Origin of the sequence: Kitasatospora sp. NPDC056076 (assembly GCF_042266305.1) — a bacterium.
Taxonomy (GTDB): domain Bacteria; phylum Actinomycetota; class Actinomycetes; order Streptomycetales; family Streptomycetaceae; genus Kitasatospora.
Window position 1 is genome coordinate 39986 of the sequence record NZ_JBHJWG010000030.1, and the last position, 22961, is coordinate 62946.

Here is a 22961-nt window from a genome sequence, read left to right on the forward strand (position 1 = left end):
AATACTGGGGGGATGAACGGACCAGGACCCCTCGGCGACTTCCTCCGGGCCCGGCGGACGCGGCTGCATCCCGCGGACGTCGGACTGCGCGAACTCGGGCCCCGCAGAAGGGTGTCCGGGCTCCGGCGGGAGGAGGTGGCGCAGCTGGCCGGCGTCAGCGTCTCGTACTACACCCGGCTCGAACAGGGGCTGTCCCGCGGGGCCTCGCCCGAGGTGCTGGACGCGATCGCCCGCGCCCTGCTGCTCGGCGGCCACGAGCGCGAACACCTCGACCGGCTGGCCGGCGCCGCCCGCCGGGCACCCCGGGTGCGCCGCCCCGGGCCGGAGCGGCTCACGGCGGAGACCCGCGACCTGCTGCGCGCCGTCGGCGGCGTCCCGGCGGTGGTGCTCGGCCGCCGGATGGACGTCCTGGCCTGGAACCCCCTCGGCCACGCCCTGCTGGCCGGCCACCTGGACCGGGACAGCCCCGACGACCCGGCGCGGCGCCCGAACCTGGGCCGGATGCTGTTCCTGGACGCCCACACCCGGGAGCTGTACGCGGACTGGCCGCGCAAGGCCCGCGCGGTGGTCGGGAACCTGCGCGGAGCCGTCGGCCGACACCCGGAGGACCGGCTGCTCGCCGAGCTGATCGGCGAACTGACCATGGGCAGCCCGGAGTTCGTCGCCCTGTGGGCCGACCACCGGGTGGCGCCCTGCGACACCGCCGCCCACCTGCTGCACCACCCGGTGGTGGGCGCGCTGGAGGTGCACCAGCAGCTGCTGTCGATCGCGGGCTCGCCGGAGCAGGCACTCATCGTCCACACCGCGCCGGCCGGCTCCCCCGCCGAGGAGGCCCTGGCCCTGCTCGGCCGGGCGGGCGAGTTCGGCCCCTCGGCCGCACCGGGCGCCCGCAAGCCGGACACCCGCAAGCCGGGCACCCACAGACCGGTGGCCCGCAAAACCGGTGGCCCGGCGGGTGCCGCCGGAGTTAACCTCGGGGGTATGGACGTCATGGACCGAAGCACCAGCGCAGCCGCGCGAGCCGCCAGCTCGCCGGTTGCCGCCGCCTGACGTACCCCCTCCCCCGGCGACCGGAAACGGTCCGCCGGTGGTGTTCCCGGGGCGTTCCCTCCCCCGGTCCCGATGATCGCGCGGCTCGTTCTCCGGCGCCTCCCTCCCCCGAGAAGGAGCCACCGCCATGAACACCGACCAGCTCGTCCGCGTCTTCACCGAGTACTTCGAGGAGCGCGGCCACCGCCGGACCACCGGCTCCACCCTGCTGCCCCCGCCCGGCGACCCGGTGCTGTTCACCACCTCCGGCATGCACCCCCTCACCCCGTACCTGGAGGGCCGTCCGCATCCGCTCGGGACGAGGCTGGTCAACCGGCAGCGGTGCCTGCGCACCACCGACCTGGACGAGGTCGGCGACCGCACCCACCTCACCGTCTTCGAGATGCTGGGCAGTTGGTCGCTGGGCGACTACGAGGGCCCGCAGAGCCTCGACTGGGGCTACGGCCTGCTCACCGACGGCCTCGGCATCGACCCGGGCCGCCTGCACGCCACCGTCTTCGGCGGGGACGACCGGGTCGGGCCGGACACCGGCTCGCTGGAGCTCTGGCAGGACCGCGGGGTCCCGGTCGAGCTGACCGTCGAGGACAACTGGTGGTCCAACGGGCCGACCGGCCCCTGCGGCCCCGACTCGGAGATCTTCCTCTGGACCGGCGACACCCCGCCGCGGTCGACCCCGACCCGGGACGACCGCTGGGTGGAGGTGTGGAACCACGTGATGATGCGTCACCGACGGCTCGACGACGGCTCGCTCGTGCCGCTCCCCCAGCGCAACGTGGACACCGGACTCGGCCTGGAACGGCTCTCCTCGCTGCTCCAGGGCCGCTCCTCGGTCTTCGAGTGCGACGTCTTCGACCCCTGGCGCCGCCTGGTGCCGCCGCTGTGGCAGCTGGACGAGCCGTCCCTGCGCCTGGTCTGCGACCACCTGCGCTCGTCGGTCGTGGTGATCGGCGACGGTGTCCGCCCCGGCACCACCGGCCGCGGCTACGTGCTGCGCCGCCTGGTCCGCCGGGTGCTCACCGTCCTGCGCCGCGACGACCCGCAGCGCCGGCTCGGGGACCTGCCGCCGGAGCTGGTGCGGCACACCCTGGACCGCTTCGGCCAGGACGTGGACCCGGAGTCGGTGCGCCGGGTGCTGCTCGACGAGGAGCAGCGCTTCGATCGCCTGCTGGAACGCGGCCGCCGGCTGCTCTCCCGCCCCCGCTTCCGCGGCCCGCTCGGCGAGGACGACCTCCGCTACCTCCACGACACCCACGGCCTGCCGCGCGAGCTGGTCCTCGAACTGCGGTCGCAGTGACGGACGGTGGCGGGGACGGGACGGTCGGCAGTACCGTTCCGTCCCCGGCACCGCTCTCCGCCTCCCACCGGCCGCCGACCCGACCTCGCTCGGCGGCCCTGGTGGATCGGGCTGGTGCGTGTAAGGTAAGTCGACTTTTCGGGGGGCGGGGGAAACGGAACGTGGTTCAGGACGAGTGTGCGCCGACGCGGCTGCGGTTCAGCCTGCTGGGGCCGATCGGCATCGAGGCCGACGGACGGGCCGTGCCCGCGGGCCCGCCCCAGCAGCCGGCCGTGCTGGCGGCGCTGCTGCTGCGGGCCGGCCGCCCCGTCACCCTGCACGAGCTCGTCGACGCGCTGTGGGGTGCCGAACCGCCCTCGTCCGCCGTGATGGTCCTGCGCACCTACGCCTGGCGGATCCGCCAGCGGCTGGCCGGCCCTGACGGCGGCGGACGCGACGCTGGCGGCACCAGCACCGGCGTGACCGGCCCCGACGGCGGTGCGCCCGTGGCGCAGCTGCTCAGCTCGGTGGGCGACGGCTACCGGCTGTCCGTACCGCCGGAGTCCGTGGACGTCCACCGGGCCGAGCGGCTGGCCGCCACCGCCGCCCGCGCCTGGCGCAAGGGGCGGCGGAAGGAGTGCGCCACGCTGCTCACCGAGGCGCTCTCCCTGTGGCAGGGGGAGCCGCTGGCCGGCGTGCCCGGGCCGCTGGCCGAGGCCGAGCGCTCCCGCCTCGCCGAGCTGCGGCTGACCCTGACCGAGCAGCGCTTCGCCGCCGAGCTCGCCCGCGGCCGGCACCACGCCCTGGTGTCCGACCTCACCGCGTTCGTCCAGCAGCACCCGCTGCGCGAACAGAGCTACGGCTTCCTGATGCGGAGCCTGTACGCCGCCGGCCGACAGGCGGACGCGCTCGCCGTCTTCGCCCGGGCCCGGCGCACGCTGGGCGAGGAGCTGGGGATCGACCCCGGCCCGGAGCTGTGCGGGCTGCACGGCCGGATCCTGGCCGGCGACCCGGGCCTGCTGGCGCCCGCCCCGGCGGCGGTCCTCACCCCGGCGCCGGAGGGCGTCGTCCGCCCGGCCCAACTACCGCCGGACATCTCCGACTTCAGCGGCCGCACCGAGGCCGTCCGGCAGCTCGCCGCAGGCCTGACCGGAGCCGACCGGTCCGTCCTCGGCGTGGCCTCGATCAGCGGCATGGGCGGCATCGGCAAGAGCACGCTGGCCGTCCGGGTCGCCCACCAGGTCCGCGACCACTACCCCGACGGCCAGTTCTACGCGGACCTGCGCGGCACCAGCGGCGAACCGGCCGACGCCGCCGCCGTCCTGGGCAGCTTCCTCGGCGCGCTCGGCGTCGCCGCCGCCGACCTGCCGCGCGGCGTCGAGGACCGCTCCCGGCTGCTGCGCAGCCTGCTCGACGGCCGCCGGGTCCTGCTCCTGCTCGACGACGCCCGCGACCTCGCCCAGCTGCGCCCCCTGCTGCCCGGCTCCGGTGACTGCGCGGTGATCGTCACCGGCCGCACCCGGGTCCCGGGGCTGTCCTCCCGTGCCCACCTCGACCTCGACGTGTTCGCCGTCGACGAGGCCCTGGACCTGCTGCGGCAGGTCATCGGCGGACCGCGGGTGGCGGCCGAGCCCGCCGCCGCCGACGAGGTGGTCGGCCTCTGCGGCCGGCTGCCGCTCGCCGTGCGGATCGTCGCCGCCCGGCTGGCCGCCCGGCCCCGCTGGGCGCTGGACCGGCTGGTCACCGCGCTCACCGACGAACGCCACCGGCTCGACCAACTGCGCGTCGGCGGCCTCGCCGTGACCACGGTGTTCGAGCTCGGCTACCGGCAGCTCAACGGCGTCCAGGCGTACGCCTTCCGCACCCTCGCCCCCTTCACCCGGCCGACGATCGCCCTGGACGCGGCGGCGGCCGCGCTCGGCCTGGGCCCGGAGGACGCCGAGGAGGTATTGGAGTCCCTGGTGGACGCGGCCCTGCTGGAGTCGCCGCAGCCCGGCCGGTACCGCTACCACGAACTCCTGCGCAACTACGCCGAGCAGCGGCTGCTCCCGCACGAACGGCCGCCGGTGGCCGCCCGGCTGCTGCGCTTCCTGCTGGCGGGCGCCGTCGCGGCGTTCCAGCGGGCAGTCCCGGGGGATCCGGTCGGCACCACCTTCACCGTCGCGGGCGCCGCCCGCTTCGCCGACCTGGCCGGGGCCAGGGCCTGGGTGGTGCGGGAGTTCGACGGCATCGCCCACGCCGTCGGCGCGGCCGTGCGCTCCGCCCCCGACCCCGCGCTGCTCGACGTCGCCGCCGATCTGCTGGTCGCGTGCAGCGCCTTCGGCCGGGACATCTCCTCAACCCTGCTGGGTTCGGTCGCCCACGAGGCCGCCGAGGCCGCCGAGTCGCTCGGCCACCACCGGGCGGCCGGCCGGGCCCGCTTCGTCTGCGGCAACGTGGCCGTCCAGGCCACCCGGCTCGACGAGGCCCGCGAGCACACCACCCGTGCCGCGGACTCCTGCCGGCGCGCGGAGGACACCGTGATCCTCCGGCAGACCTGCAACGACCTCGGCGTCATCGCGCTGTTCCAGCAGCGGAACGCCGACGCGGTGCGCAACTTCGACCAGGCCCTCGCACTGGCCCGCCTCCTCGGCCACCGCTCCGGGGCGCTCGCCACCGCCCTGAACGCCGCCGTCGCCCGGCTGCGCAGCGGCGCCGCCGAGGAGGCGGTGGCGATCTGCGACGAGGAGCTGCTGGCCCTGCGGGACGTCCCGGACAGCCACGGGGCCGCCCACGCGCTCGGGATCCGCGGCCGCGCACTGCACGAACTCGGCCGCCACGACGAGGCCCTGGCCACCTACCAGGAATGCCTGGAGCTGTGCCGCACGGCCGGTCTGCCCCGCCAGGAGGCGATGGCCCGCTACCGGCGCGCCGACACGCTGCGGGTGACCGGCCGGCCCGCGGAGGCCCTGACGGAGGCCCGGGCGGCAGTGACCCACCTGGAGGGCGCGCGCGACGGCGAACGCGACCTGGCCTACGCCCTCCAGATCCTGGCCCGGACCGAGGCCGGCCTCGGCGACCGCGCGGCGGCCGAGGAGCACGCGGCCCGGGCGTACGCCTCGCTGGCCGCCCTGGGACTGCCGGAGGCGGCGGACGCCCGGGAACTCCTCGACCGGCTGCGCTCCGAGGTCTGAGCGGCGGATCCCCCGGGGATCCGCCGCGGTCGGGGCCGGGCGGCTCAGAGCTGCCCGCCGGACGGCAGCGGCCTGGAGGCGATGGTGTTCCACTCGCTGGTGTCGTCGATGTGCGCCCTGGGGTCACCGTTCACCCCAGCCGCGGCCGCCGCCCCGGGCTGGAGCGTGGCGGCCGCCACCGACGCCGACAGCCGGACGGAACCCTCCGCCGCGGCCGGAGCGGCCGGGGCGGCCTGGGCGGCCGTGGCCGCGAGCAGCACGGCGCCGGTGGCGAGGCCCAGCAGGGTTGCGGCGCGCTTGGCGGCGTTCGGAACACGGTTCATGGGGGACTCCAGTTCGTTGCGGAGGCAGTTGCGCCGGCCCACCGGAGTGTGTGCCGACCCGGTGAGCTTCGCAGCCGCCGATAGACAAATGATCAACGCCCCTCACGGGCAGCTAGACCGGGAAGCCGAGTGTCGGGCCGGGGCGGGGGGTGCCGATGTGGAGGGCGCTGAGGCTGGTCAGCCCGGCGGTGGGGAGGCCGAGGGCCTCGTCGGTGGCGGCGCAGGAGGCGTCGGAGCGGATCCGGGCGGACAGGCCGAGGGCGGCCGCCGCGAGGGCGGCGCGTTGCAGGGCCAGCCCGGCCTCGATGTGGGCCAGGCGGTACCAGCGGTCGCCGTAGGCGTCGATGCCCGCCTCCAGGGCGGCGACCGGCAGGACCGTCAGGGGCGCCTCCAGGTAGTCCAGCCGGGTCGGCGGCGCGGCCAGCCCGGCGGCGATCCGGCCCGGTGCGCCGGGCGGGACGGGCAGCGGGACCAACTCCCCGTCGCGGTAGGCGTAGCAGCCCGCGGCGATGCCGGTGACGTCGCGGACCACGCAGCACAGCGCGACCGCGGCGGGTGCCGTCGCGACCCCGGCGAGGTCCCCGGGGTATCCAGCGGCCGCGGCGCCGAGCAGCGCCGCCAGCGTCCGCCGGTCCATCGGCACCGGCAGGAACCCGTTGCTCGCCGAGGCGCGCCGCGCGACCCCCGCGCGGAGGCCGGCCGAGCCCAGGGGGGCCGCGTCGGGCAGCCGGATCGCCGCCCCGGTCCCGGGCGCGGGCAGGGGCGCGGGCAGCGGTCGGGCGGGCTGGACCGCGTCCGGCCGTTCGGTCAGCGAGGCCCCGTGCACGGCGGCGGTGTAGGGCAGCAGCCCCAGGATCGAGGTCGGCGGTGTGACCGGTACGGCCGGCACCGACGGCAGCGACGGCGGCTCGCCGGGGCCCGGGCCGGCCGCCGGGGCGGCCGGGTGGCGGAGCGTCAGGACGGCCGTCACGCTCTGCCCGTAGGGGTCGAGGCCGAGCAGCGCGTCGACCGGCCGGTCGTCCTGGCGCAGCCGCACCCCGACTGTGGCGCCCAGCGCCTCGGCGACCGCCTGGGCCTGGGCGAGCAGCACCCCGGTCTCCTGCTGTTGCAGCCGGTAGCCGAACTCCCGGTACTTCACGGCGCTGCGCCAGAACACCGTCGTGAGGACGAGGACCAGGTCGGGCGCCTCGCCGGTGCCCGGCGCCAGGGCCCTGCGGTGGTCCCCCGGGCGGACGGCGACCAGCCGGTGCCCGACGCCGTCGTAGTGGTACACCGCCGCCGGCAGGCCGGGGGCCGCGCCGAGCGCGAGGTACGCCTCGATCGGGTAGCGGGCGCCGCCGCTCGGCGCGGGGCGGCAGTCGCCCTGGCCGGGCGGGGCGGCGAGCGCGGTGCCCGTCGCCGGGTCCACCGGGTACATCCAGTTCGCCCTGGTCCGGCCGAGCAGTTCGCGCATCAGCGTGCCCAGGACGGCCGGCCAGTCGTGGGCGCCGTCCGCCGGTTCCCACGGCAGCGGCACGGTGGGGCGGTCGGCGTGGACGAGGTGTGCGGGCGGGAGCGGGCCCGGGGACTGCGGGAGCGGTCCGGGGTGGCGGCCGTACGGCAGGTAGGCACGGGCCGCCGCCCCCGGTGCCGGGTCGGTGGGAGGAGCGCTGGGTGACACGGGTGACCTCTGCGGATTGTCGTGGCGGTCCGGTCTCGGCCGGTCGCACGGGGCGGATCGGTCGCGTGGGGCGGATCGGTCGCACGGGGCGGATCGGTCGCGGCGGTTCAGGGGAACGGGTGCGGGTCCGGGTTGAGCTCCGCCGGGGTGAGGTCCCGGTCGCGGTGGCCCAGCAACCGGGGCACCGTCAGCAGCCGCGGCAGCCCGTGGGTGCGCCGGAACCGGTGCCCGAAGGTCATCGGCAGCGTGCCGGGGACCAGCACCTTGACGCAGGCCAGCCCGCCGGCCCGGTGTTCGGCCGAGGTCTGGTCGACCACCACCACGTCCAGGCCGGTGCCGGTGAACCGGCCGACCAGTTCGGTGAGGTCCCCGATCAGGTCCCGGTGCTCCGGCCAGGGGGTGCCGGCGGCCACGGCGGCCAGCGGCACGGGCGGCGCGCCGGCGCCGAGGAAGCCCAGCCGCTCCCGGGCGGCCGGGTGGCCGTACAGGGTGGCGTGGTCGTCCATCGTCCGCACCTCGGCCGGGTCCGCCAGCATCCGGGCCGCCCGGTCCGGGTCGTGCCGGCGGTCGGCGCCGGACAGGAAGCCGGTGAGCTCGGAGAGGCTGCGCAGCAGGGCCCGTTCGGCCGTCAGCGCGGTGCCGGCGCCGCAGAGCAGGTCCAGCCCGCGCGGCGTGGCGGATCCGGCGGCGGGGTCGGCCTCGGCCAGGACCCAGAACGCGGGCACCCGGTGCTCGGTGGTGGTGGCGAACGCGCGCAGCCGGTAGCCGAGCCGGTGCCGGGCGAGCTCGGCGAGCAGCGGGATCCGGCGGTCGGCGGCCGAGGCCAGGTCGACCTCAGGGACGGGCAGCCGGGCGTACCAGGTGAGCAGGAAGGCGTCCCGCTCGGCGACCTCCAGCAGCCCGTGCAGCACCGCCTCGGCCGGGCAGTTGCCGAGGGCGCAGCCGTTGGAGGTCTCGAACACGAAGGAGTCGTCGAGGTGGCCGCGGTTGTAGTAGGCGTAGCTCTCGGGCACCAGGACGGGCAGGCCCCGGGCGAAGGAGTACCCCCACACCCAGCGCAGTTCCCGGTCGGGGGTGTACGGCGCGAACGGGAAGCCGGGGAGGCCGTGCTGCTCGGGGTGGTGCAGGCCGAGCCCCTGGGGGTCCACGGCGTGGTCCGCGATGTCGCGGAACCGGGCCGTGACGGTGGTGCGCCGGCCTCGCGGGGCCTCGCCGCCCAGCCGCTCCAGGGCCTCCAGGACGGCGGCGAGCCGGGTGGAGCCGAGGTCGGTGGCGTGACCGTAGCCGTTGGCGCTGGCGTGGACGGCCCGGGAGGGGGCCGTCCGGGCGGTGGCGCACAGGGCGGCGGGGGTGGACCAGGTGTCCACCGAGGCGATCACGCCGGTGACCGGGTCGACGTAGCGGTCCGCGAGGACCTCCGGGTCCGGCTGCGCGGTGCGGGGCACGTCCGGGTGGAGCTTCGGCGCGGGCGGCAGCGCGAGGACGGCCGCGGCCGCGCTGTCGGCCGGCAGGGCGCCGCAGTCCGGACAGTACGGGTGCGGCAGCAGGGTGCTGCGGGAGGTCTCGCCGGTCTCCGCCGCCACCCGCAGCACCGCGTCGGCGGTGCGGGGCGGGAGCGGGCCGGCGGTGGGACCGGCGAAGGCTGCGAGCCGGGCCGTCTCCTCGGTGACGAGGCCTCGGACGGCGTCGAGCAGCAGCGGGTTGGTCCGCAGCGCCGGCAGGTCCGACGGGAGCAGCTCACGGTGGGCCGGCTCCGCGCTGTTGTCGCGCTCGCGCAGCTCGGCGCAGCCCGGGCAGCCGGGGCGGCCGGGGAGGCCGGCGGGCCCGAGGACCACCTGTCCGGCGAGCAGCCGGACCGGCAGCCAGGGGCGGCGGTGCGCGGCCGCCCAGGCGCGGCCCCGGCGCAGCGGTTCGAGGTCGCCGGGGCCGGCGGTGGTGACGACCAGGACGTCCGCGACCTCCAGGAGGTCCGGGAGATCCGGGAGGTCCGGGCCGGGCTGCGCCGGGTCGTCGGCGGTGACGGTCCGCCAGTCGGGGGCGGCGAGCCAGGGCGAGCCGAGCAGCGCGACGGTGACCGCGCCGCGGGCGGGTGTGCGGAGGTCGGTCACGGGAGCAGCACCACCCGGGTGAGGTCGGGCAGGACGGCGGTCGCCTGCGGGTCGAGGTCCAGCGGGACGGCGACGGCCTGCAGACCGGTGGTGGTCCGCAGCGCCGCGGCCAGCGCCGCCAGGTCGGGGGCCGGGGCGGCGGGCCTGTGCGTGGCCGCGGGCTCGGGCACGGCGACCGCGGGCACGGGCACGGCAACCGGCGGAACCGGCTCGGGCCGGTACCCGGGCTGGTCCTCCGTGCTGGACTGCCAGGCCAGCAGCGCGCGTTCGGCGGAGCGGGCGACCGCCTCGGCCAGGTCGCGTCCGGCGGCGGCGACGGTCCCGGTGCCCAGCCGGGTGGCGCAGGCCGGCACGCCGGTCACTGCGGTGAGGTCGTACAGGGCGGGCTCGCCGACCGTGCCGAGCAGCCGCAGCAGGTGGCCGGTGCGGGGGTCGGCGGCGAAGTCCGCCGGATCGAGTGCGGTGGCCCCGGCCCGGGCGGCGTCGGGCGCCCGGGCCAGCAGGGCCTCGACCTGGTCGGCGAGGCCGAGCCAGCGCGCCTCCTCGGGCGAGCGGCCGCCGGCCGTGCCGCGCAGCCGCTGCCCGGCGGTGCGGTCCGGGAGCGCGGTCGGCACCGGGACGGGGACGGGCCGGCCGTCGGCCAGGTCCACGCCCTGGAGGGTGGTCCGGCCCTCGTCCGCGGCCCGGCCGGCGGTCGCGTCCGCGGCGTAGGCCGCCAGACCGGCCAGCACGGCGGTGGCCCGCGCCTCGTCCCGTTCGAGGCCCGAGCCGATGGCCGGTACGTCCAGCGGCTCGCCCCGGTAGCCGTGCGGGACGGCCCGGCAGACCCAGAGCGGGGACTGGGTGAAGTCGGCCTCGTCCACCGCGCCGAGCAGGCCGGTCCGGGCGTCGACGACGCGCGCCGCGCGGACCAGCAGGTCGGCGTCGGCAGCGGCGTCGGCAGCGGCAGCGGCAGCGGCATGAGCGTCGGCGGACGGCGTCGCCGCACCGCTGGTCGGGGCTGCCGGGTGGGGCAGGACCGGGTGCCGGGAGCCGGCCAGGGTGTGCAGGTCGGTGCGGGCCAGGGTGGGGGCGGCGGAGGTCCCGGGGGCGGGCGGCAGGTCGTCCAGGCTGGTCAGGGCGCGGAACAGGCCGAGCACCAGCCGGTGCGCGAGCAGGCCCGGGACGGCGCCGCCCAGCGGCGCCTCGCGCTCGCCGTCGCGCGGCGGCAGCAGCCGGCGCCAGCCCGATGCGGCGGCCCCGGCGTCGGCCGGACCGAACCAGGCCTCGGCGCCGCCGAGCAGCAGTTGGGCCGGGGTCAGGCCGGCGGCGGCGCAGTGCTCCGCGGTCGCGAGGAGCGCCCGGCGGGCGGCCCCGAACCCCTCGTGCGCCGTCCGGACCTCCAGCACGGCCCCGACCCGCGGCCGCTCCGGCAGCTCCGGCCGCTCCGGCAGGTCCGACCCGTCCGTCAGGTGCACCCGCTGGTCCTGGTCCCGTCGCTGCGCCGACGCGAACCGGTCCAGTGCGGTGAACGCGGCCGGTTCGGCGACCACTTCGACGTCGCGGCACCCGGTCCGCAGCAGCGCGCGCAGCGCCGCCTCCCGGAGCGGCCCGTCGGCGACCAGTCGCACCCGGGTGTCCCGGTAGCGCTGGAAGCGGTGCTCGGCGGAGTCCAGCGCGTGCCGCAGGAACGCGATCTCCGGTGCGTACTCGCGCAGTTCGTGCTCGGCAAGGCCGTGCGGCCGGTCCTCCCGGGCGTCCTTGACGAAGCCGAGCCGGTGCAGGCGCAGCACGAGGTCCCGTACGGCGCCCTGCTTGTCCGCTGGGAGCGGGGCGGTCAGTTCGTCCAGGGTGTGCCGGCCGGTCAGGTGCGGGGTCAGCCGTCGCAGCCACTCGTACGCCTGTGCCCCGGGCAGGACCCAGGAGCGGTGGCCGGCGTGCAGGTAGGCGCCCTCGGGGACCGGCACGCAGCGGACGTCGTCGTTGAGTCTGGGTCGCATCCGGCTCAGCTCCTCTGCGGGTCGGTGGTGGCGGGGACGGCTCCGGCGGGGTGGAGCTCGGCGTAGGCGCGGGCCCGGTCCAGCGCGCTGACCCCGAAGGCGTCCTCGACGGTGCGGGCCGTCAGGTAGCAGAGCAGGAAGCGCTGGGTCATCGAGAGGCCCAGCCGGTCGAGGTGGGTGTACAGCTGGTTGATCGCCAGCCGGTGGCCGCGGAACCAGGTCGTGGACATCACCTCGCTCCGGTACGACGCGTTGCCGAGCAGCAGGCCGAGCAGTTCGCCGAGTCGCGGCTCGGCAAGCAGGGGGGTGCGGGCGGCGTGGTCCAGGTCGATCAGGCCGCCCTCCAGCAGCGGCAGGGCGGCGGCCTTCCGGTCCCGCACGTACCCGGCGAACTCGGTGACGAAGGGCAGCCGTCCGGTGCCGTCCAGGGTGTCGAGCACCGCGGCCAGGTCGTCGCCGAGTTCGCCGCGCAGCTGCTGGAACCGCGCCTCGAAGGCGGCCCGGACGTCGTCCGGTTCCGCGCACTGGGCGAAGAAGCCCTCGGCGTGCGAGGCGAAGGACATGAAGCCCCGGGACACCGGCGGCAGGCTGGTGTGCGCGAAGGCGAACATCAGCCACAGCGCGGGCCGCAGCCGGCTGTGGCCGGTGCGGCGGACGTGCTCCAGGACGGGGAGGGCGAGCCGGCTGCTCGCGGCGTGGCCCTCGTCCAGCAGTTCGGCCAGCCGCGGGCTCCCCAGGACGTGCCGGCGGTCCTCGTACGGCTCGCTCTGGAGGGTGTTGTCGGGGTACCACGGCGACAGCGGGCCGCGCTCGTCCAGCAGTGCCGCCCTGCGGGCGTGGCCCGCGGTCTCCCGGGCCTCGTCGAGGACGGCGGTGGACGGGCTGCGCCGCAGGAAGGCGGCCAGCCGCTGTTCGGCGGCCGGCTGCACGGTCCCGCGCCAAGCACTGTCCGTGGTACGGAAGTTGAGCCGTACGTGCGGGCCACGCCGCCAGTGGCGCTGGAAGTACGGCTGCTCGATCACGTCGGCGAGCTCGGCGAACAGGGGGCGGACGGCGTCCAGCAGCAGCGCGTCCTTGTCGTCCTGGTAGTAGCGGATCTGGAGGCTGCGCCAGTGGGTGTCAGTCACGGTGGTACCCGGTCCTCGCGGGGTCGGTGGATGGGCCGGCGCGGCCGGCGCCGGAGGGGGCTGCGGTCAGCCCGGACTCGACGAGGCGCCGGATGCGCTGCTCGACGCCGTGGTCGAGGCCGAGCCGGTTGTGCAGCAGGTGGACGCAGCGCAGCAGCACGGCCAGCACCGCGCGCCGCCCGGGCGCGGCGGAGCCGGGCGGCGGGACCGCGGTGGGGTGGGGGGCGGTGATCCGCAGCCGGCCGCGGGCGTCCAGGTCGAGCAGGTCGGCCCGCAGCTCGCGCACCGAGCGCAGCCAGCGGTCCTTCGGTCCGTCGCCGGTGACCGGGCCGTCCGCCTGCCGCCGGGCACGGGCCACCCGGTCCGCCATCGCGGGATCGGTCGCGCCGCCCGGGCGGGGGCGCAGCGCGGCGGCCAGCCGGTCCCGGTCGGGCTCCCAGACCGCGAGCGCCAGGATCAGCGCGTCCGCGCCGAAGCCCGCGCGCTGCGGCCCGGTCGCCCCGTCGGCGAGCAGCCCGAGGGCGAGGTCGCTGGAGAGGGTGAAGTGCCGCTCCACCGCGCGGACCGCCTCCGGCCCGCCGAACACCGACTCCTCGGGCCGGTACCGGATCTCCTCGACGGCGTCGTGCTCGCGCACCGAGCGGTCGTGGTCGGCGAGCCCCTCGGCGGCGGCCAGCCGCTCGGCCCAGGCCGCGTAGTCGGCGGCAGGCATCCGGCCGGCGGACGGGTGGGTGTCGAGGTGCCGGCCCAGCGCGGTGCGGGCCCGGTCCCGCACCGCCTCCGCCCGGGCGGCCGTGCGCGGCAGCAGCCGCAGCCGCAGGTGCGGGCCGCCCTCCCAGTACCGCAGGTAGAAGTACTCGTCGATCAGCCCGTCCCGCCGCAGGTCGGCGACCAGCGGCCGGACGGTCCGCACCAGCAGCGCGGTGGCGTCGGCCGTGCTGAACGCGTGCAGGCTCAGCCACTCCCGGCCGCTCCCGCGCCCCGGCTCAGCCACGACCGGCCCCCGCCGTCCGAGGGTCGGCACCCGGGGCGACCTCGGGGTCGACACCCGGGGCGACAGCGGAGTCGGCACCGGCGTCGGCACTCGGCTCGGCACTCGGGTCGACCTCGACGACGTACTCCACGACCCGTCGTCCGAGGCCGCCGAGGACGGGCGCGGCCGCCGGGTCGGGCAGCGCCTCCTGGAACAGCAGGACGCGGTCGGGGCGGGTGAGCAGCCGGTGGAACAGCAGGACCAGGTCGGGGTTGGCGAGGTCGAGGAACATCGGCTTGCGGTCGCGCAGTTCCCCGAGGTCCCCGGGGCGCTGCGGCTCCCGCCCGCCGGCCGGCTGCCGCGGCGCGGGGCGGTCGGGGACGGCCCGTACGAAGGTGCGCTCCGGCACGCCGTGCCGGCGGGCCCAGTCGGTCAGCCGCAGCAGGTAGTGGGCCTCGTGCTCGCCGCGGCTCTGCCGCGGGACGGCGTCGGCCCGCACGCACCACGAGGCCCGGGCCACGACGACCCGGCCGACGGCGGTGCGCGGCCGGTGCAGGACCTCCCGGGAGTGCGCGGCGGGCGTGGTCGTCAGCAGCTCCCACAGCCCGGCCGAGGGCCCGGGGGTCTCGCCGAACAGCCTGACCAGGAGCAGCATCAGCGGCGGCAGCAGCCGGTCGGCCATGGTGCCCAGGTGCAGCGGCCGGACCTCCGGCCCGTCCGGCCCGTGGCGCAGCACGAGCCGCCGCCGGTCCGGGTCGTGGTCGACGAAGAGCTCGGCGGCGGGCAGGCGCTCGGCCGCGGGACGGTGGCTGTCGACGCCCGGGGTGTCGATCTCGAAGCGGACGCCGTCGGCCCGCAGGTTGAGGTTGCTGCCGAAGGCGCCGCCGCTCTCGGCGAACAGCACGCCGCCCGGGCGGTCCGCCGGACCGTCGGCGGGTTCTGCCGTCCGGTCGGCGAAGCCCCCCTTCTCCTGGGCGAGTTCCGACAGGACGCGGCGCAGCCTGGCGGTGCCGTGCCCGTGGCCGGCGCCGACGCCGTTGAGGACGAGGTCGAGGTCGCCGTCGTCGTCCCGGCCGGCCTCCTGCACGTAGCAGGACAGCGGTCCCGGGGCCGACCGGTGGGGGGCCAGGTCGGCGAGCAGCCGGTCGACGGCGCGGGCCGGGAGGCGGACGACGCCGTCCCCGTCGGCGGGGTGGTCGCGCAGGAAGCCGATCGCCTCGGCCCGCAGCCCGGCGAGCTCCCGGACGGCGGGCACCGGGCTGGCGCCCGGCGGGTGCCCGCCGGCCGTGGCCGGGTTGAGCAGGGCGCGCAGTTCGGCCGCGGCGCTGCCGGGGCGGGCGTCCCGGAGCCGGGTGACGAGGGCGCGGTGGAACAGCGGAAACGGGACGGGCCCGGCGTGGTCGGCGAAGACCTCGGCCGCGACCAGCCGCAGTGCGGCGTCGGGCCGGAACAGCGCGAGCAGCCGCCCGACGGCGGCGAGGTCCGCGAGCGCGCCCGCCCAGCGCTGGGGGTCGCCGTGCAGGACGACCTCGGTGAAGACGGCGTTCTCGTGGAAGAGGTTCTTGCGGGGCGGCGCCTGGGTCCGGTCGCCGGGCGTGCCGTAGGTCTCCAGCAGGCCGGTGATCTCCCGGTCCACCCGCCGGTGCAGCGCCGTCCGGACCGCCGCCGACGACCCGGGGTAGGCCGCCAGGGCGCGCCGGACGGCCTGCAACTGCCGCTGTCCGTCGGGGAGTTCCCAGCGTTCGAGGTGGCGCAGCAGCTCGCCGAGGTGGTCCGGGGACTGGTCGGCGAACGGCAGCGCCACCTCCAGCAGGCCGACTTCGACGAGTCTGGCGAGATAGGCCGTCGCGGTCTCCGTCACAGTCGTCGCCGAGGTTGCCGCCGTCACCTCCGCCACCTCCGCCACCGCCGCCACCGCGTCGGACCGGGCGGCCGACCCGCCGGCGCGGGCCGCGAGGTGGTCGCGCAGTTCGGCGGCGGTGCGCGGGCCGCCGGCCCGCAGGAGGTCGACGCAGGCCCGGGCCGCTCCGTCCGCGGCGACCGACAGCACCCGCTCCGACCAGCCCGGTGCGACGAACCAGAAGCGGCCGTCCTCCTCGCAGAGCGTCGGATTGACCCGCAGCACCCGGCCGCGCGGCGGTGTGCGGGGCCCGGCCAGCGCGTGCGCCAGCCGCTGCATCACCCAGACGTTCGGCTCGACGACACTGCGCCAGGCCGTCGCGCCGGTCGGCGCGACGGCGGAGCCGCAGCGGCGCCACTCGCCGAGGCCGGTCACGGTGAAGGTGGCGTACGGGCTGGTCTTGGCGGCCGCCCGGGCCAGGTACTTGACCAGGCGCAGCCTGGTGCGGCGGGCCGGCTCGGCGCCGGCCGGGGAGTCGAGCCACGCGGTGAGCGCGTCCGAGAGCATCGGGTTGCCCTGGACCAGCCCGTGGCGGAAGGCCGGGTTCGCGGTGTGGCGGCGTACGGCGGACAGGGCGTCCGGGAGGTCGCGGTCGTAGCGGTCCGGGAGCGCCGCGAAGTCCGCCCGGTGGGCGCGCAGGGCCGCCAGCCAGGCGTCGATCCGTTCGGCGAGGGCGGGCGGCAGGGCCTGCCGGACCTGGTCCGACCAGACCGCGGGGCCGGGCACGCTCGCGCCGTGGAGGCTGCGGCGCAGCGCCACCACCCGCGGTTTCAGCTCGGAGCCGGCCAGCGCGCCGATCACCGGGTGGCAGGCGTCGGCCAGGCGCGTGCCCTCGTGGGCCAGCCGGTCGCGTTCCGCGAGCAGGTGGTCCACCGCGGAGCGGACGGCCGGTCGGCGCAGTTCGTGCAGGGCGTCGACCGGCAGGCCCGCGACGCGGACGGCGAACCGGCGGACGGCAGGGGTGGTGGGGGGAATCACGGTGGGAACGCCGTTTCGTCTCCGGAGGGTCCGACGGGCTCTTCCCAGCGCGCCGGAGGGGTACCGCCGGTCAGTCACCGGTGGTCGTGCTGCCGGGGAGCGTCCCGCAGGCCCTCGCCGGGTCCGACGGGGACCGGCGGGACGCTCCTCAGTGGCTACCCGTCGGGCGGGTGCCCTGCCCGATCGATCAGGTCAGGCTGAAGTAGCAGTGGCAGCCGTAGGGGGCGCAGGAGGCGCCGACCTCGGTGTGCGCACTGTCGGTGGCCAGCGAACCGATGGCGTCGCCCTCGGCGAGCTCGATGCCGGTGACGTCCAGGGCGTCCAGGTCGAGCGAGTTCAGCTGCATGTCCATGGTGACGGTCCTTCCTCTCGTTCCGTCGGCCCGTTCGGGCTGACAGGAGAACCTTCACAAGCGCCGATCTACAGCCGATATACGGAGAGCGCCGTCTCCGTCCACGGCCCGGACACCCTCCGGTGGCCCGCCTCCGGCCCGGTAAAGTTAGCTGAGGCACACCTAACCTGTACGGACCGGGGAGAGAGATGGCGAGGGACGGCCAGGAGGCCAGGCGCCCGCACGGCGAGCTCGTGGCGGACGTGCTGGCGGTGCTGTGGGCGGCCGGGGAGCCGCTGACCGCCCAGCAGGTCAAGGGCGCCCTGCACCAGGACCTCGCCCGGACGACGGTGGCGACGATCCTCACCCGCCTGCACGAGAAGGGGACCGTGGCCCGCACCCGGCCGGGGCGTTCCTTCGCGTACGCGCCCGTCGCGGACGCCGCCGGCCTGGCGGCCGGCCGGATGCGCCGGGAGCTGGAGAAGGAGCCGCACCGGGACCTCGTCCTGAAGCGGTTCGTGTCCTCGCTCTCGGCGGACGACGGGGACGCCCTGCGCCGCCTCCTCCTCGAAGCGGAGGGCGAATCCCCCGCGGCCGTGACGGGCGAGGGAGCAGCGGGAGCAGCGGGAGGCGGAGCATGACGCTGTTCCTCGTGATCGTCGCCCTCGCCGTCGCCCTGCCCTGGGCAGCGGTGCCCGCGGCGGACCGCCTGGCCGGACTGCTCCCGCCCCGCGCGGCCTCCTTCGTGCTGACCGGGGCGGCGGTGCTCCTCGCGGGCGGCACGCTCGCGGCGCTGGTCGGCCTCCTCCACGTGCCGTTCCTCGCGGGGCTGGAGCACATGGCGCTCGGCCGGGTGGTCGCGGACTGGCCGGCGGCGCTGCCGGTGTCCTGCGCGGCCGGGGCGCTGCTCGCCGCGCAGGCGGTCCGGCTCGCGCTGGCCGCGCGCCGCCACCGCGCGCTACTGGCGCGTGCCTGGGAGCTGACCGGCGCGGCCGCGCCCGGGAGCGACCTCCTGGTCGTGCCGGGCGAGGAGGCGGAGGCCTTCGCCCTGCCCCGCCACCGGGGGCGCGCCGGCCGGGTCGTCGTGACGGAGGGCATGCTCAGGGCCCTGACACCGTCGGAACGGGCGGTGCTGCTCGCGCACGAGCGGGCCCATCTGCACGGACGCCACCACCTGCTCGCGGGTGTCACCGACCTGGCCGCCGCCGTCCATCCGGCGCTGGGGCGGCTGCGCACCGCCCTGGAGTTCCACCTGGAGCGGTGGGCGGACGAGGCCGCCGCCCGGGTGGTGGCCGACCGGCGGACCGCCGCGACCGCCATCGCCCGGGCCGCGCTGGCCGGTGCCGGTGCCGGTGCCGGACGGTACAGCAGCGGCCGGTACGGCGGAGGACGACACGGCGGCGGCCGGGTGCTCGCCGTGGACACGGGGCCGGTGCCCCAGCGGGTGCAGGCGCTGCTCGGACCGGAGCCCGCCGGGCCGCAGGGGCGCGGACCACGCCTGGCGGCCGCCGCGTTCTGCGTCGCGGTCGTGTGCTCGGCCCTGCTGGCCGTCGGGCTCGCCTACGGCCTGCACGAGTACGTGGAGTACGCGGCGGAGCGGATCACCGGCCGCTGACGCGTGAGCGGTGCGGCGGGGTGCGGCCCGGTGGCGGCCCGGTCAGGCGCGGCCGAGGACCTGGGTGACGGTGATCTCGATGACCACCCGGTCCGGGTTCTCCCGCGGCGGGCGGTAGCGCTCGGCGTAGCGGCGCTCGGCGTCGGCGACCTGCTCGGCGGCGTCGCGCACCACCGCGACGCCCTCCAGGGTGGACCAGCGGGCCCGGTCCACCTGGCAGACCGCGACGCGCAGGCCCTCGGGTCCGGCCGCCGCCACGTTGCGGGCCTTGCGGCTGGTACGGCTGGTGATCACCCGGGCGGTGCCGGTCTCCGGGTCGAAGGTCACACCGACCGGCACCACGTGCGGGGTGCCGTCGGGCCGGGTGGTGGTCAGGGTGGCGATGTGCCGCTCGCGCCAGAAGGCGAGGAAGGCGTCGTCGAGGTCACGCGGGTCATGGGCCATGATCGCGATCGTACGGCCCCCGGGGCGGCGTCCTCCCCGGGGGCCGTACGGTACGCGGCGAGCAGCCTTGGGACTGCGAACGGGGCCTCAGTGCCCGCGGGCGATCCACTCCGGCAGGGCCGGGGCCTCGGCGCCGATGGTGGTCGGGTCGCCGTGGCCGGTGCGCACCACCGTGTCGGCCGGGAGCGACAGCAGCCGCTCGCGGATGGACTCGATGATGGTCGGGAAGTCCGAGAAGGAGCGTCCGGTCGCGCCCGGCCCGCCGTGGAACAGGGTGTCGCCGGTGAACACGGTGCCGAGCCCGGGGGCGTGGAGGCAGACCGCGCCGGGCGCGTGGCCCGGGGTGTGCAGCACGGTCAGCTCGGTGCCGGCCACCTCGATCCGCTGCCCGTCGGCGAGTTCGCCGTCCGGGAGCCGTTCGGGGTGGGTGAGCTTCCACAGCGGGAGGTCGTCCGGGTGCAGCAGGATCGGCGCACCGGTGCGCGCGGCCAGCTCCGGGGCGGCGTCGATGTGGTCGTTGTGGGCGTGGGTGGAGACGATCGCCAGCAGCCGGCGCCCGCCGAGGGCGGCCTCGATGGCCGCGGCGTCGTGCGCGGCGTCGATCACCACCGCCTCCTCGTCGTCGCCGACGATCCAGACGTTGTTCTCCACCTCCCAGCTGCCGCCGTCGAGTTCGAAGGTCCCGGCGGTGACCAGGCGGTCCACTCGGGCGGTCACAGGATCACCACCGAGCGGAGGACGTCACCGTGGTGCATGCGCTCGAAGGCCTGCTCGACCTCGTCGAGCCCGATCCGCTCGGTGACGAAGGCGTCCAGGTCCAGGCGGCCCTGGAGGTGGAGGTCGATCAGCATCGGGAAGTCCCGGGAGGGCAGGCAGTCGCCGTACCAGGAGGACTTGAGCGCGCCGCCGCGGCCGAAGACGTCCAGCAGCGGCAGGTCCAGGGTCATCTCCGGGGTCGGCACGCCGACCAGGACGACGGTGCCCGCGAGGTCGCGGGCGTAGAAGGCCTGCTTGTAGGTCTCGGGGCGGCCGACGGCCTCCACGACGACGTCGGCGCCGTTGCCGCCGGTGAGCTCGCGGATCGCCTCGACCGGGTCGGTGGTACGGGAGTTGACGGTGTGGGTGGCCCCCAGGGAGCGGGCCTTCTCCAGCTTGCGGTCGTCGATGTCCACCGCGATGATCTTCGCCGCGCCCGCCAGCCGGGAGCCCATCACGGCCGCCCCGCCGACGCCGCCGCAGCCGATCACGGCGACGGTGTCGCCGCGGCCGACGTTGCCGGTGTTGATCGCGGCGCCGAGGCCCGCCATCACGCCGCAGCCCAGCAGGCCCGCGACGGCCGGGTCGGCGGCCGGGTCGACCTTGGTGCACTGGCCCGCCGCGACCAGGGTCTTCTCGGCGAAGGCGCCGATGCCCAGCGCCGGGGACAGCTCGGTGCCGTCGAGCAGCGTCATCTTCTGCTTCGCGTTGTGGGTGGCGAAGCAGTACTGCGGGCGCCCGCGCTTGCAGGCCCGGCACTGGCCGCACACCGCGCGCCAGTTGAGGACGACGAAGTCGCCCGGCTCGACCTCGGTGACGCCCTCGCCCACCGACTCCACGACGCCCGCGGCCTCGTGGCCGAGCAGGAACGGGAACTCGTCGTTGATGCCGCCCTCGCGGTAGTGGAGGTCGGTGTGACAGACGCCGCACGCCTGGATCCGCACCACCGCCTCGCCCGGCCCCGGGTCCGGCACCACGATCGTGGTCACCTCCACGGGTGCGCCCTTGGCGCGCGCGATGACTGCCTTGACCTGCTGGGCCATCCGATTCCACCTCCGTCGGCCGGTACGGCTACGCACCGGCGTGACCTGCGACAAACGACTGCGAGAGAACTCTAGAAGCACTTCCGAAGGAGTGCCTACGAAGGGTAGCGCCCGCCCGGCCGGGCGCATGTGCCACAGGCATGCCCGGCAGTCCTGCCGGGCCCACCGGGCACTCGCCCCCGCGCGGCCCCGGACCAGGGGCGCGCGGGCGGCGGTGAGCGCCCGTCAACGTGCCACGAACTGCCCGGAAAGCGCCACCGTTGGCTGGAAGTGCCGCAGACGGGCACCCCGCCGTCCACGTACGGTCGTAGCAGAGACGGTCCACGCGACCACGCTCAGCACACCCGCCCCACCTGACGGCACGCCACCGCGCGCCGCTCGTGCCGGGCGCGTACCGACCGTACGCCCCCGCACGTTTCGCGCCATCCCGCGCCATCCCGCGGACGGGCCCGCGCCCCCGCGCGGGCAGCGTTCCCGGTCCCACCGCGTCCCACCGCACCGCCGGCCCCGAGTCGAGCCGCCCCGGCCGAACCGCCCGTCCCGCACGAACCCCGGATCCACCCCCCGTCGGGCCGCCCCGCGCGGTCCCTGCCCTGGAGTCTGGAGTACGGATGTCCACCGAGAACAGTGCGACCGGTGCCGGCACCGGCACCGCCCCGCTCCCCCCGATGCACTGCCTGCGCCACCTGGAGCCCGGTCCGCCCCGGCTCGCGGCGCTGCCCACCGGCACGCCGGTCTGGCTGGTCAGCCGGCACGCCGACGTCCGGCAGGTGCTCACCGACCCGCGGCTCGGGCGCGCCCCGCTCTACGCGCCGGACGCCCCGCCGCTCATGGTCACGCCCAACATCCTGGACGACCCGCAGAGCATGCTGAACATCGACGGCACCGAGCACCAGCGGCTGCGCCGCACCGTGCAACGGGCCTTCACCCCGCGCGCGATCGCGCGCTGGAAGCCCTGGGTCGCCTCGGTGATCGAGTCGCTGATCGACGAACTGATCGACCACGGCTCGCCCGCCGACATCGTCGCCACCTACACCCGGCCGCTGCCGGTCCTGGTGATCAGCCGGCTGATGGGCCTGGACAACCTCGACAGCAAACGGCTCGCCCACTGGAGCGACCACGCGCTCTCCACCACCGCCCACAGCGCCGAGGCGATCGCCACCGCGATGACCGAGTTCGCGGCCTTCGGCGCCGAGGTGATCGCCGAGCGCCGCGCGGAACCCGGCGATGACCTGGTCAGCAGCCTGCTGTCGGCCGCCGCCGAGGACGGCTCGATCACCGAGGGGCAGCTGATCGCCCTGGTCATCGGCCTCGTGGTGGCCGGTCACGAGACCACCATGACCAGCCTCGGCAACGCCCTGGTCTACCTGCTCCAGGACGGCCGGGACGCCTGGCAGCGGCTCGCCTCCGACGAGGCCAGCGCCGCCGCCGCGACCGAGCAGATCCTGCGCGCCGTACCGCTCGGCGACGCCGCCGAGCACATGCCCGGGCTGCTGCGCCGCACGGTGGAGGACGTCGAGATCGGCGGGGTGGTCATCCCGGCCGGCAGCGTCGTCGCCGCCGACACCGGCACCGCCAACCAGGACCCGGAGGTCTTCACCGGGGACCTGCGCACCGAGCTGTTCTCCCCGCTGGCCGCGCCGATGCTCACCTTCGGCGCCGGACCGCACCACTGCCTGGGCGCCTGGCTGGCCCGGATGGAGCTGGAACTCGCCCTGCACCGGCTGGCCCGCCGGCTGCCCGCGCTGCGGCTGGCCGACGAGGCCCGGGACATCGACTGGCGGCGCGGGCTGCTCACCCGCAGCCCCAACACCCTGAGGGTCACCTGGTGACGGGGGGTCCGACCGGGCCCGCCGACCCGGCGGCGGCCGAATCCGTGCTGGTCCGGGTCGACCGGGACCGCTGCATCGGCTCCGGGATGTGCGCCCTGAGCGCCCCCGGGTCGCTGGCCCTCGACACCGACGGGCAGGCCCGGCCGGTGGCCGGGTACGCCGCCGGCGGAGCGGAGTTGACGGACGGGCTGACCGAGGCGGTGGAGTTCTGTCCGGTCGAGGCGCTCACCCTGTTCTCGGCCCGCGGCGGCTACCGGATCGAACCTGCGGAGTGACGCACCGGGCGGAGTGACGCACCGGGCAGAGTGACGCACCGGGCAGAGTGACCCGCCGGACCGGGTGACCACCTGATCCGGTGCCCCGTGACCTTCTGATCCCCGGTGTCGTGTCGACGGC

18 protein-coding genes are annotated in these 22961 nt (G+C 76.8%); 7 read left to right on the forward strand and 11 right to left on the reverse strand.

What is annotated here, in order from left to right; translation table 11 throughout:
• The first annotated feature begins 12 nt into the window (after nt 1-12).
• From ACFC1T_RS23930 to ACFC1T_RS23940, 3 genes are all read left to right on the forward strand, one after another.
• A complete protein-coding gene (locus ACFC1T_RS23930; RefSeq protein ID WP_375891622.1) occupies nt 13-1050 on the forward strand; it encodes a helix-turn-helix transcriptional regulator in 1038 nt (345 codons plus the stop codon).
• 127 nt (nt 1051-1177) lie between these two features.
• Entirely contained in the window at nt 1178-2344 is a 1167-nt protein-coding gene (locus tag ACFC1T_RS23935) for an alanine--tRNA ligase-related protein (RefSeq protein ID WP_375891624.1), read from the forward strand.
• A gap of 161 nt (nt 2345-2505) precedes the next feature.
• Entirely contained in the window at nt 2506-5496 is a 2991-nt protein-coding gene (locus tag ACFC1T_RS23940; RefSeq protein WP_375891626.1) for a BTAD domain-containing putative transcriptional regulator, read from the forward strand.
• Between the two features lie 44 nt (nt 5497-5540).
• On the opposite strand, the gene ACFC1T_RS23945 is transcribed toward ACFC1T_RS23940, so the two are convergent.
• From ACFC1T_RS23945 to ACFC1T_RS23980, 8 genes are all read right to left on the reverse strand, one after another.
• Nucleotides 5541-5819 carry a hypothetical protein gene (locus tag ACFC1T_RS23945; RefSeq protein WP_375891628.1) on the reverse strand — a complete coding sequence of 93 codons (279 nt, stop codon included), beginning with the start codon at nt 5817-5819 and terminating at the stop codon, nt 5541-5543.
• A 112-nt stretch (nt 5820-5931) separates the two neighbouring features.
• Nucleotides 5932-7479, reverse strand: coding sequence for a SagB/ThcOx family dehydrogenase (locus tag ACFC1T_RS23950; protein WP_375891629.1), 1548 nt, complete (start codon nt 7477-7479; stop codon nt 5932-5934).
• Nucleotides 7480-7586: 107 nt separating this feature from the next.
• The gene (locus ACFC1T_RS23955) at nt 7587-9587 is read right to left on the reverse strand and encodes a TOMM precursor leader peptide-binding protein (protein ID WP_375891630.1); all 2001 of its coding nucleotides are present in this window, start codon (nt 9585-9587) and stop codon (nt 7587-7589) included.
• Nucleotides 9584-11566 (reverse strand): hypothetical protein, encoded by a 1983-nt coding sequence (locus ACFC1T_RS23960; RefSeq protein ID WP_375891632.1) that lies wholly within the window; start codon nt 11564-11566, stop codon nt 9584-9586. The genes ACFC1T_RS23955 and ACFC1T_RS23960 overlap by 4 nt, the downstream gene beginning before the upstream one ends.
• 5 nt (nt 11567-11571) lie before the next feature.
• On the reverse strand, nt 11572-12693 hold the full coding sequence (locus tag ACFC1T_RS23965) for a thiopeptide maturation pyridine synthase (RefSeq protein WP_375891633.1): 1122 nt from the start codon (nt 12691-12693) through the stop codon (nt 11572-11574).
• Nucleotides 12686-13687, reverse strand: a complete 1002-nt coding sequence (locus ACFC1T_RS23970) for a lantibiotic dehydratase C-terminal domain-containing protein (RefSeq protein WP_375891634.1) — start codon at nt 13685-13687, stop codon at nt 12686-12688. The genes ACFC1T_RS23965 and ACFC1T_RS23970 overlap by 8 nt, the downstream gene beginning before the upstream one ends.
• Entirely contained in the window at nt 13680-16544 is a 2865-nt protein-coding gene (locus ACFC1T_RS23975) for a lantibiotic dehydratase (RefSeq protein WP_375891635.1), read from the reverse strand. The genes ACFC1T_RS23970 and ACFC1T_RS23975 overlap by 8 nt, the downstream gene beginning before the upstream one ends.
• A gap of 187 nt (nt 16545-16731) precedes the next feature.
• Complete coding sequence (locus ACFC1T_RS23980; protein ID WP_360234200.1) at nt 16732-16896, reverse strand: hypothetical protein; 165 nt, start codon at nt 16894-16896, stop codon at nt 16732-16734.
• Nucleotides 16897-17084: 188 nt separating this feature from the next.
• Between ACFC1T_RS23980 and ACFC1T_RS23985 the strand changes: the two genes are divergently transcribed.
• Together ACFC1T_RS23985 and ACFC1T_RS23990 are read left to right on the forward strand one after the other, a co-directional pair.
• Nucleotides 17085-17516 (forward strand): BlaI/MecI/CopY family transcriptional regulator, encoded by a 432-nt coding sequence (locus ACFC1T_RS23985; protein ID WP_375891637.1) that lies wholly within the window; start codon nt 17085-17087, stop codon nt 17514-17516.
• Nucleotides 17513-18490 carry a M48 family metalloprotease gene (locus ACFC1T_RS23990; RefSeq protein ID WP_375891639.1) on the forward strand — a complete coding sequence of 326 codons (978 nt, stop codon included), beginning with the start codon at nt 17513-17515 and terminating at the stop codon, nt 18488-18490. Before ACFC1T_RS23985 ends, ACFC1T_RS23990 begins: the two co-directional genes overlap by 4 nt.
• Before the next feature lie 42 nt (nt 18491-18532).
• On the opposite strand, the gene ACFC1T_RS23995 is transcribed toward ACFC1T_RS23990, so the two are convergent.
• From ACFC1T_RS23995 to ACFC1T_RS24005, 3 genes are all read right to left on the reverse strand, one after another.
• On the reverse strand, nt 18533-18934 hold the full coding sequence (locus ACFC1T_RS23995; RefSeq protein ID WP_375891640.1) for a pyridoxamine 5'-phosphate oxidase family protein: 402 nt from the start codon (nt 18932-18934) through the stop codon (nt 18533-18535).
• Nucleotides 18935-19021: 87 nt separating this feature from the next.
• Nucleotides 19022-19651: an MBL fold metallo-hydrolase gene (locus ACFC1T_RS24000; protein WP_375891642.1), complete on the reverse strand. Its 630-nt coding sequence runs from the start codon at nt 19649-19651 to the stop codon at nt 19022-19024.
• Nucleotides 19648-20733, reverse strand: a complete 1086-nt coding sequence (locus tag ACFC1T_RS24005) for an S-(hydroxymethyl)mycothiol dehydrogenase (protein ID WP_375891644.1) — start codon at nt 20731-20733, stop codon at nt 19648-19650. The genes ACFC1T_RS24000 and ACFC1T_RS24005 overlap by 4 nt, the downstream gene beginning before the upstream one ends.
• Before the next feature lie 611 nt (nt 20734-21344).
• On the opposite strand from ACFC1T_RS24005, the gene ACFC1T_RS24010 reads away from it, so the two are divergent.
• Nucleotides 21345-22565 (forward strand): cytochrome P450, encoded by a 1221-nt coding sequence (locus ACFC1T_RS24010; RefSeq protein WP_375891646.1) that lies wholly within the window; start codon nt 21345-21347, stop codon nt 22563-22565.
• Nucleotides 22562-22840 carry a ferredoxin gene (locus ACFC1T_RS24015; protein ID WP_375891648.1) on the forward strand — a complete coding sequence of 93 codons (279 nt, stop codon included), beginning with the start codon at nt 22562-22564 and terminating at the stop codon, nt 22838-22840. The genes ACFC1T_RS24010 and ACFC1T_RS24015 overlap by 4 nt, the downstream gene beginning before the upstream one ends.
• Nucleotides 22841-22961 lie beyond the last annotated feature (121 nt).

What these genes read in the sequence shown, in the direction of transcription:
- ACFC1T_RS23935 (WP_375891624.1), top strand. Translation starts at nt 1,178, where the DNA reads ATGAACACCGACCAGCTCGTCCGCGTCTTCACCGAGTACTTCGAGGAG.
- ACFC1T_RS23945 (WP_375891628.1), bottom strand. Translation starts at nt 5,819, where the DNA reads ATGAACCGTGTTCCGAACGCCGCCAAGCGCGCCGCAACCCTGCTGGGC.
- ACFC1T_RS23985 (WP_375891637.1), top strand. Translation starts at nt 17,085, where the DNA reads ATGGCGAGGGACGGCCAGGAGGCCAGGCGCCCGCACGGCGAGCTCGTG.
- ACFC1T_RS24010 (WP_375891646.1), top strand. Translation starts at nt 21,345, where the DNA reads ATGTCCACCGAGAACAGTGCGACCGGTGCCGGCACCGGCACCGCCCCG.
- ACFC1T_RS23995 (WP_375891640.1), bottom strand. Translation starts at nt 18,934, where the DNA reads ATGGCCCATGACCCGCGTGACCTCGACGACGCCTTCCTCGCCTTCTGG.
- ACFC1T_RS23980 (WP_360234200.1), bottom strand. Translation starts at nt 16,896, where the DNA reads ATGGACATGCAGCTGAACTCGCTCGACCTGGACGCCCTGGACGTCACC.
- ACFC1T_RS24005 (WP_375891644.1), bottom strand. Translation starts at nt 20,733, where the DNA reads ATGGCCCAGCAGGTCAAGGCAGTCATCGCGCGCGCCAAGGGCGCACCC.
- ACFC1T_RS23960 (WP_375891632.1), bottom strand. Translation starts at nt 11,566, where the DNA reads ATGCGACCCAGACTCAACGACGACGTCCGCTGCGTGCCGGTCCCCGAG.
- ACFC1T_RS23930 (WP_375891622.1), top strand. Translation starts at nt 13, where the DNA reads ATGAACGGACCAGGACCCCTCGGCGACTTCCTCCGGGCCCGGCGGACG.
- ACFC1T_RS23990 (WP_375891639.1), top strand. Translation starts at nt 17,513, where the DNA reads ATGACGCTGTTCCTCGTGATCGTCGCCCTCGCCGTCGCCCTGCCCTGG.